The sequence below is a fragment of the Rhodoblastus sp. genome (assembly GCF_019449565.1).
GTDB lineage: Bacteria > Pseudomonadota > Alphaproteobacteria > Rhizobiales > Beijerinckiaceae > Rhodoblastus.
In genome coordinates this window covers 25,496-33,887 of sequence record NZ_JAGRPM010000008.1, presented here as the reverse complement: position 1 = coordinate 33,887, position 8,392 = coordinate 25,496, and the positions used below count along the sequence as shown (strand labels likewise).

9 protein-coding genes are annotated in these 8,392 nt (G+C 55.3%); 5 read left to right on the top strand and 4 right to left on the bottom strand.

Translation table 11 applies throughout. From position 1 onward, the window contains the following. On the top strand, positions 1 to 278 hold a 278-nt coding region (locus QZ409_RS01645; protein WP_296706390.1), incomplete at its 5' end, for a hypothetical protein. Positions 279 to 321: 43 nt separating this feature from the next. Here the strand turns inward: QZ409_RS01645 and QZ409_RS01640 are convergent. The 3 genes from QZ409_RS01640 to QZ409_RS01630 all read right to left on the bottom strand — a co-directional run bounded on the left by QZ409_RS01640 (position 322) and on the right by QZ409_RS01630 (position 3,443). Then, a complete protein-coding gene (locus QZ409_RS01640; protein WP_296706389.1) occupies positions 322 to 672 on the bottom strand; it encodes a hypothetical protein in 351 nt (116 codons plus the stop codon). Positions 673 to 982: 310 nt separating this feature from the next. Continuing rightward, on the bottom strand, positions 983 to 2,428 hold the full coding sequence (locus QZ409_RS01635; protein ID WP_296706387.1) for a hypothetical protein: 1,446 nt from the start codon (positions 2,426 to 2,428) through the stop codon (positions 983 to 985). Continuing rightward, positions 2,394 to 3,443 carry a nucleoid-associated protein gene (locus QZ409_RS01630; protein WP_296706385.1) on the bottom strand — a complete coding sequence of 350 codons (1,050 nt, stop codon included), beginning with the start codon at positions 3,441 to 3,443 and terminating at the stop codon, positions 2,394 to 2,396. The genes QZ409_RS01635 and QZ409_RS01630 overlap by 35 nt, the downstream gene beginning before the upstream one ends. An 861-nt stretch (positions 3,444 to 4,304) precedes the next feature. Between QZ409_RS01630 and QZ409_RS01625 the strand changes: the two genes are divergently transcribed. After that, a complete protein-coding gene (locus QZ409_RS01625; RefSeq protein WP_296706384.1) occupies positions 4,305 to 4,676 on the top strand; it encodes a hypothetical protein in 372 nt (123 codons plus the stop codon). Here the strand turns inward: QZ409_RS01625 and QZ409_RS01620 are convergent. Then, positions 4,673 to 5,584 carry a hypothetical protein gene (locus tag QZ409_RS01620; protein WP_296706382.1) on the bottom strand — a complete coding sequence of 304 codons (912 nt, stop codon included), beginning with the start codon at positions 5,582 to 5,584 and terminating at the stop codon, positions 4,673 to 4,675. The two genes, QZ409_RS01625 and QZ409_RS01620, sit on opposite strands and share 4 nt — an antisense overlap. A gap of 278 nt (positions 5,585 to 5,862) precedes the next feature. Here QZ409_RS01620 and QZ409_RS01615 point away from each other — a divergent pair, with 278 nt between their 5' ends. The 3 genes from QZ409_RS01615 to QZ409_RS01605 all read left to right on the top strand — a co-directional run bounded on the left by QZ409_RS01615 (position 5,863) and on the right by QZ409_RS01605 (position 8,391). Then, a complete protein-coding gene (locus tag QZ409_RS01615) occupies positions 5,863 to 6,429 on the top strand; it encodes a hypothetical protein (protein ID WP_296706380.1) in 567 nt (188 codons plus the stop codon). Positions 6,430 to 6,508: 79 nt separating this feature from the next. Further along, positions 6,509 to 7,363 carry a metallophosphoesterase gene (locus QZ409_RS01610; protein ID WP_296706378.1) on the top strand — a complete coding sequence of 285 codons (855 nt, stop codon included), beginning with the start codon at positions 6,509 to 6,511 and terminating at the stop codon, positions 7,361 to 7,363. A gap of 674 nt (positions 7,364 to 8,037) precedes the next feature. Beyond that, positions 8,038 to 8,391, top strand: a complete 354-nt coding sequence (locus QZ409_RS01605; RefSeq protein WP_296706376.1) for a DsrE family protein — start codon at positions 8,038 to 8,040, stop codon at positions 8,389 to 8,391. The last annotated feature ends 1 nt before the right edge of the window (position 8,392 follow it).

Genomic DNA, 8,392 nt, shown 5'->3' with positions numbered 1-8,392 from the left:
GCCGGATAACGCTCAATAACGCCATGTCTATCACTCCAAAGACCCCCGCTGACGCCAGCCGGGAGAAGTTCAAACATGGGTCAAATCTCAGTGGAAATGCCCGCCCAAAGCGGGTCAGTTCTCAGTGGCAATCAACAGCCAATCCTCCGAAATCGCGCTTTGAGCGTCTTGAAGCTCGATTTTCCCTTGGCAGACCAGGGATGAAAGACAAGCTTCTACCGCATCTTTCTGATGCGCTTCTTCGATCGGCTGCAGCGCCAAATTGCGCCGGTCAATGACGGCGCCGCCGAGCGCGAGAGGGATGATGTGATCGAGTTCGTATCAATTGCGATGTTCAATGGGCTCTCCGATTGCCGTTAACAACTCCGCCTTGATCCTCTTCATTTCGGAAACGTAGGGGCGGATCGTTCGCGTCCAGCCAGGTGTGCAGATTGTTTCGGCGATCGTGGCCTGCGTCACGGCAGGATTGAGCGCGGGCCGGTACCGTTCATCCGCATGAGCCGGCGACGACAGCAGAACCAATACCAGGAAAACTGATCGCCACATTGCATTCTCGCTGTTCCGGCGAATCGGCCGCCGCACCAGCATCATCTCCTGAAAGAGGAAGCCGAGGAATTGACGGAGTGATTCGCGCCCTCCCTCGGGCGGCGCTCCCCCTATTTTGGTGTTCATGGTCGCCTCGGGCGGCCTGCTCTTCGGCGATCTCGAGCCTTGAAAAGCTGCGCTGACGATTGGCCACCGCGAGAAGTTCTTCGAGCAAAGCCAGCGATTCCGCGCCATATTCCGCGTGGCCTCATATGTCGGGCGCAGCCCGTTGAGAACGAATGCGCGCAAATCGTCCGGCATTTCGGACGTCAGGCTAGGGCGTTGATCCGCGAATGCTCGATAATTTGGCTCAAAAATCAGGGTTTCTTGGCACGCAAGATCGATGGCTTAAATCGATCAACTGATCGTGCTCGGCGCGAATCAGAAACACGTCTTTTCACAGATGCAGCCAAGCCAAAACAGCATGCCAAAAAACGATGGCTTTAGCCCACACGCCGGCAAGGAAGGTTCTGACATCGTCGAGTGAAAAGAATCCTGCCTCCATGCAAGCCAAAATCAACAACACAATGACGACCACGGCGACGACAACCGCTATTTTACGTTCTGTGGAGCGATAAGTGGCGATCGCCCCGTTGATCGGGTCGTCGGCGAGCGACTTGTAGTCGCCATTGTCAAGGAAGGCGTAAAGCTTAGGACGCCACGCGCTCCTGGTATCATCAAATTTTTTGAAAAATTGGTCGTTTGTCGAAATCGCGATCCAGAACGATACGCCGACATAGATAGCAACGACTAAAAATATTATTGCGAACGGTTTCGACGTAGCGGCAGTTTTGGCTGGATCCATGGCCAGCCGGATTGCCAGCACGCCGATAGCCAAGGCGACGTCCCTCCAAATGGCGTTGGAAAGGTCGCGGGCTTGTTGAATTAGCTTTTGGACGTCGTCCGCGAGAGATTTCCGCAAGTCGGCCAACGCCTTTAGCGTGTCTTTGCTGCCCGATCGAAGATGCGCCTTATATAGAAGCCGCGCGGAATCGAGCGCGAGCGAGACGCGCCCGCTGATCTCTCGGAAAAATGACGCGTCGGCGGGCCATTCCCTTGTGAGTTCGGCAGTCAGGAATGTATGCCGGACTTCGTTGTCGGTACCTTCCAAATAGACCCAGTCCGCGGCATCCTGGAGCAATTGAAAGGAGCAACTCTCGTCCAATTCCCCGAAATTTAAGCGCCTCGGCGGCTGTCCGGATAGAGCAACCCGACGCACTCCGGCCTCGACAAAAAGCTCGCTCGGAAGCGATCTGGCGATCATCTCCATTGCGATACGGCGCCATTCGCGCCAAGCGACGTCCTCCGCGTTCGGCTTTGTCACCGTAATCCATGGCTCTATCCGACTGGGGGCCATGAATTCGGCGGAATGGCAGCGAACCTGTCTTCGAGGTCCCGCAACCGGAGTCTGGGTGACAAATTCGTTTCCCTTCGGATCGCCGTTCCACGGCTCTACAATGAAACCCTTGGTCGCGAACGGATTTTCCGAAAAGGCCAGCCTCACAACCGCGGCTGGCGTCACCAAGTCGTCGTTCAGTAGGAAAGAACGCCAGCCCTCCAAAGTGAAAAGATGCACTGCTCCCTCGATGGGCTCGAAATTGACGGTCAGTCTTACGCGCTCGCCGTCCCTGGCGACTCCTGGCGCGATGCTGTCTTCACTCTCGTCGATGCACGAAATTTTCAGCCAGACGGGCAGTTGATCACAAACCGATTGCCAGCGAAAAAGCGCATCGCGCGAAAGGCGTCCCGCGACGCGCAATCGCCCGTGATCCTCGCTGACGACGCAGTCGCCTGATAAGCGGCTCGCGTCAATTGCCGCGTGGACGTTTCTCGATATCGACATCGTCCCTCGTCACGCGTGCTGTCACCACAACGATTTCCTGCCGCCCATCCTCGAGGCGGCGAATGGCTGGGCGGTTTCCTTCGTCAAAAAGAATCTGCGTGCCCTCTTCGGTTTCAATTCGAAGGCGTGAGGGCTTTCTGATCTTCTCAGGATTGATATCAAAGGTCTCCTCCGAGACGCCTCGATCCTTCAGTTTGCGCGCTAATGTCTTTCTGAGCGGAGCATCTTCCTCGACTTGGCCGAAAATCGCGGTGATGAGCGGCTCGCAATCGTCGGGGTCAAACCGGTGACCGCCCTGACGAAGCACCTCGTAGATCCGGTTTACGCCGCTTTTCTGTATGTCTTCCGGCAGGGAGGCGCGATGGTCCTTGAAGGTGTCCTTGAACGCCTCCGCCAGCTTCTCGCTGAGATCGTCGGGCGAATTCACCCGGCGCGCTTGAAGGAACCTTTCGAAATAATCGGAGATATGTGCGGTGTTCGATCGGTCTCTGACCATGATGCTCCCGCCTTCGCCAGGCGCAAGTCGTACCAAAGCGATCTTTTGCATAGCCTCTGGCTTCCGCACGAAAGTTTCGTGGAATCTCTCTAATCTGGGCACCTGCGGGCCAGAGGAGGCTTTCAGAAGATAGCGGACGACATCTTCGTTGTCGTACTTGATCAGTGCGTAGATGGGTTCGGTGTTGCCCACATTTAGCTCGAATACAAAGAAAACTCCTGCGCTGGTCACGGAGTAATGCTGGTTCTGAAATTCGGACGCCAAGTCCTGCGATTTTTCGGTGAAAACCGACGCGTCTGACGCGATCGATCGTATCAAAGCTTCGGCTTTCGAACGCTCCCGAAATTCGAATAAATTTCCCCTTAGGGCGGACTTCACGCGATCGACGAAGAAGTCCGTGAATTGAGGAGGGGATATCTCGTCCAGCAGTTTGAGGTCGTCAGCCGTTTTGCCCACGACGTGGAAAATCATTCGATTGATGGAAATAGCGGCTTTTTCGTCGTCGGATAAAAATGGCATTGTCTCTTCCGTCGGGGCAATTTTTAATCGAAACACTGACAATACAATTGCGGCCGCGCAATTCCGCGCTGGGCGAGGTCACAACTAAAATATGTAATCGAAAAAATCTGGGATGGACCAGACTTTTCTCGCGGGTGAGCAAAACATAACTCCGTTTGAGCCAGAGGTCTGCCCTTTGCGTCCTAAATTGAGGGCCTGGAATCTCGCATGAGCAGACATTGCGGCGGCGCCAGCGAACCTACGACCGAAAACCAAAGATGTCTGGATCTGGCGATTCACGAACGATTAATCAATTTGCCGGACGCGACGGGCTGCAAGCGACCGTTGGATCTAGTCCGCTGTTGCTTTTGATGGCGATTTCCCACTCGCCACGCTTTGACCAGTCGGCAAGGAGATCGATCAAAACTCCAGATCGACGCCACGCGGAATCGAACCTTTCCGCGCAACCGGGTGACCTCCGGTTAAACGATGTTCGAGTCGGAAGATCGTTCCTGGAACCTTCTGATGAAGGCGACATTCTGGCCGGCCGATACGGGTTTCAATCAGGTCCGGCATTTGCGGCGTCCGGTGACGTCTAAGCGGCGCGCCGGTGGGTCCAGGCATACCTGCCCGCCCGATGAACCGGCGATGTTGATCAGTGTTTTTACGCTCTTTCGCGCCTGGCACAATTTGGTTCGGAGCAACTCGAATACGAAAGCTTTACGGTCCAGCGAGTCGGCTTGGCTCATAACGCAACCCGGATTTTTGGTGTGGTAGATCCTAAAGAATTATTCGGGCAATACAGTTTATGTTTGGTGTTTGCCCCCAATATTGTTTGCTGACATAATACATAGGTATGTAACTACGGCAGGAAGTAAATCCATGAGTATTTTGCATGACATTGAAACGGCAATCGAGCCGTATCTTACGGTGTCTGCACCGATAGATGATATTGATATCGATGCCCCATATAACCTGTTTTTCAGGAAAGATGATGCCGATTTCGAATATTCAGATCCCGTCTTGCTCGGAGAAACACTTCAAATTGATGTTCGGGGACTCGGGCGTCTCCAGCTGAGTTTGAAATTGACGCTCGCGCTTGAAGACGCCTCATTGTGTGCCATACCGAATGGTGAGACAGTATTTGTTACCGGTGAAGTCTGCGTGCCAACCGCCAGGAAAGCCGTTTGGGAAGTAATCAGTTGGACGATGCCGCATCGCGTCGCAATGAGGACAACGCCGCATTATTTCTAATGCGGCACGAAATATAAGTGATCTAAAGATGCGATGCGCAGATAAATCTGTGTGCCGCTCCTTGCCAAAACGGGTTCAGCGTAAACGAAAATTTCAACCCTTTGTCCAGCCGCTGCCAATCCCGCGGCGATTATTTGTGAGAGGATGTTTTTTTCCATATAGACATCAAGTTCTGAGCGGTTGATGTACACGTTTGGTCGGTCATTCTTTCCAGACAATGTCTGCGGATAACGAAATTTGAGTTGATAATCACCGTTTTGTAGTGTGTTGATGAAACCAACTCCCCAAAAAATGACTCGCCTCTCCGGAGCGGCCAAGTCGTGGTTTGCAGTGTTTAGATTGAAGAAGAGGTCGGAGTATGCGATCCGCTCGGCTCCAATGTGGACATAAGTGCTTCCTGCCTGCACAGTGGACATTTTTTTGAATCGCATGACCAGCGGCCGGACCCGATTATAACGGGAGATATTAAGGGATTGTCCAGTTGGGTTAGTCGAAGGGGTCGAGGTGCTCTTCTTCGTGATGATTGGCGACTGTCCGGGCGGGACTGAACGGGGTGAGCGTATCGGAGCTACTTCAAGGAAAACGACGTCGTCATGCCCGCATTTCACTTTTTTGATAAATTCTTTGTCCTTGTCTTGTCGCCCAACAACGGTTTCCGGCGGCGAATATGGGCATCTTGGGTCGTGCGCCGCGCCTTTAGCGATACGAAAATACGGTTCTAGAATTCGAGAGGCGGGCGGGCTATCAATATTGATGCACATAAGACGCGCTTGGCAGCTGTCTGAAGCGCACTCAAACCCGTCGTTGCTCGAAATTAAGTCCTGAGAACGATATGAATAGGCATCGTCAGCAGTGATCAGTTCACCAAGATCTTTGCTGTAGGCCGCTGAGTAAGTTCCACCGCTCACTATTATTCTCGCCTATTATCCAGAAAGTTCCGTAGGCGCTGACAACGTATGATTATCAGGGCGATCGAAAGCCGCCTGCTGGCGCGTTTTGTCCGTGCGTCGAGAACAGAACCAATGCCAGGACAATCGATTGCCTCATGGCATTCTCGCTGTTCGGGCGAATCGGCCGCCGCATGGGTATCATCGCCTGAAAGCGGAAGCCGAGGAATTGACTCGATCACAAATGTTCGCTATTTGTTCCTAATGATCGAGCTTGTAGCGTCTCGGAGGTTCGGCTCATGTTGTCGGTTCAAAGTTCTGAACAGCCGTCGCGCGTTGCGAACGCGCCTATTTTCCAATGCGCCAAAGCTAAAGTGCTAATTCCTGTCAGGAATCGCCTGGTTCGCGATGCATTGATCCAGACCGCGCTCGATCCGGAAGTCACGGACATCCGGCCGCCCGAAGCCGAAGAGTGCAGTTTCGATTTTCGCGCGGCGCGCTGCAGCGTCGAGGAACGCGTTTATGTGCGTTCAAATGCCGATGAGGAAGACGAACTCGCGGGCGGCGACTGTGACGTCGTTCTCCACGAACCCATCATTCTTAGCGAGCCCCGACTGACGAGCGCTCGCCTTGTCTGGTCCTGCCGAAAGCGCTGGGTGCCGCCGGGCGACCGCGTCCGTGTTTTGCATTTTTTGACCGAGGGCGGCGCCGCTCCGCTGATTGATGTTGCGCAAGCGGCAACGAGTTCGCCGGACGGGGTTGCGGCCGTTCTCGCGCTTGTCTGTCAGGATTTGCTCGAAATCGATTTGGCTCAAGCGAGCCTCGCTCCTGAAATGCTCGTACGCCGGCGCTATCAAGTGTCATGAGGGCGGCGGGACGTTCGAACCAATCCCGAATGCTTATTACGTCCCGGCTGCCTATCGAACACTTTTTTGAAGGTTCGTCATGCGTGTCGCCATCATGTCCGACTTGCATTTGGAGTTCGAGCGCGGCCCGGTTCGCGGCGATGAATGGTCCGCGTTCGTCGAGCGCCGCGCCAGTATCCTCTGGCATCCCCGCATCGGGCCTTTGCTCGATGAAGCGGTAGGCGTCGACCTCTTGATATTGGCGGGAGATATCGACGTTGGGACGCGCGGAATGGCATATGCTGACGAGGTGGCGCAGTACATCGGCGCGCCGGTTGTTTATGTTCTCGGAAATCACGAAGGCTATGACGGCACGCCGTTTGACCGTCTTTTCGACGCGCTGCGCGAGAAAGCGACGGTGACTCAGGGGCGCGTGAGTTTCCTTGAAAACAGTCGCGCGGAATTCGGCGACGTGCATGTTCTCGGCGCAACTTTGTGGACCGACTACGCGGCGAACGGACGCGAGAACGTCGAAACCGCAATGCGCGAAGCGAATAATTGCCTCAACGATCACGTTCGTTGCCGGCTAGGTGGCAACAAATTCAGACCACCAGGCGCACGCAGTTTGCATTTTGCGAGCCGGGCCTGGCTCCGAGACGAGGTCGCGAAAATCCGCGCGAACGACCCTGAGGCTAAAATCGTCATCGTGACGCATCACGCGCCGATCATCGACGGCGCCGCGCCGGAATATCGCGGCGACATCCTGTCGCCTGCGTTCGTCAGCGATCTGAGCGCCGAAATTCAGGCTTGGCGCCCCACGCTCTGGGTGTTTGGCCATACGCACTTCAACGTTGATAAATTCATTGGGTCGACGCGGGTTGTCTCGGCGCAACGCGGTTATGTCGGCGAGGCGCCTGCCGTCGAGAGCTTTCGCCCGGCAATCGTCGAAATTTGAAAGGATCGGCGGCCGACGTTATAGCGGCGCCAATGCAGATAGCGCGAAAAATACCGGTCGTCGCAGCGCACGGCGCTTAAGCGAAAGGCACGACGTCGTTGGCCAAGTCCGAACTTGCACGCCTTGACTCTGGATCTCCCTAATGTACTTGTTATGTTCCCATCAAGTGACCGGGGTTGAATCATGTCAATGTCAGGCGGGAAAGCCGCCGTCGTCAAAGTGACGGACGACGAAATTGACGCGATCATTTCGGCGTTCGGCGGGGACGCTCGGGAAGCGATCCGGGCGCTACTTCATGATCTGATGGAGCTTGCTCTAGATTCCGAGGCGGCTATTTCGCGTGGCTTCGTTCGGGGGTAATTGCTTCCATTTCGATTGCATGACAAGCCTGCAGAAAAGCCATTCCTTGGCCTTTCAGGCTGGGCGCCGCCTCTACGCCGGACGCCTCCGGAGCGGACACCGCTCGACATCCTTAAGGAGCGCTACGCGCGCGGCGAGATCGACGGGGAAGAATTCGACCAACGCCGTCGCGTTCTTGGCGAATAAGGAAAGCTGCCAAACGGCGGCAGAGTTCGCGACTCAGCCTGGTGAGCCGCTTTGTCGTTCAGGTCTTGATGTACGGACCGGCGCCGCGGGAAAAAATTCGTCCCACTATGCCGTTGAGGAAAACCGAAATGAAATTCCTGCTGCTCCTGAACGATCCGCCCTACGGGACCGAACGCACTTACAACGCCTTGCGTCTAGCCCATGCGCTGGTGAAACGAGAGCCAGACGCGGCGATCGTCGTCTTTCTCATGGCCGCCGCTGTCTTGTCCGCCAAGGCCGGCCAGAAGACGCCGGAGGGATTTTACAGTATCGAGCGGATGCTAAAGCGCGTCATGGCCGGCAAGGGACAGGTCCTTTTGTGCGGGACATGCATGGACGCGCGCGGCATCGCGGATTCCGAAGTGATGGAAGGCGCGAGCCGCAGCACCATGGACGCGCTTGCGGCCGAGACCTTGGCCGCCGAAAAGGTTCTGGTGTTCTGAC

Excerpts from the sequence above, each read along its gene's own strand:
- QZ409_RS01630 (WP_296706385.1), bottom strand. The coding sequence starts at position 3,443 with ATGCCATTTTTATCCGACGACGAAAAAGCCGCTATTTCCATCAATCGA.
- QZ409_RS01605 (WP_296706376.1), top strand. The coding sequence starts at position 8,038 with ATGAAATTCCTGCTGCTCCTGAACGATCCGCCCTACGGGACCGAACGC.
- QZ409_RS01635 (WP_296706387.1), bottom strand. The coding sequence starts at position 2,428 with ATGTCGATATCGAGAAACGTCCACGCGGCAATTGACGCGAGCCGCTTA.
- QZ409_RS01615 (WP_296706380.1), top strand. The coding sequence starts at position 5,863 with ATGTTGTCGGTTCAAAGTTCTGAACAGCCGTCGCGCGTTGCGAACGCG.
- QZ409_RS01610 (WP_296706378.1), top strand. The coding sequence starts at position 6,509 with ATGCGTGTCGCCATCATGTCCGACTTGCATTTGGAGTTCGAGCGCGGC.
- QZ409_RS01640 (WP_296706389.1), bottom strand. The coding sequence starts at position 672 with ATGAACACCAAAATAGGGGGAGCGCCGCCCGAGGGAGGGCGCGAATCA.
- QZ409_RS01625 (WP_296706384.1), top strand. The coding sequence starts at position 4,305 with ATGAGTATTTTGCATGACATTGAAACGGCAATCGAGCCGTATCTTACG.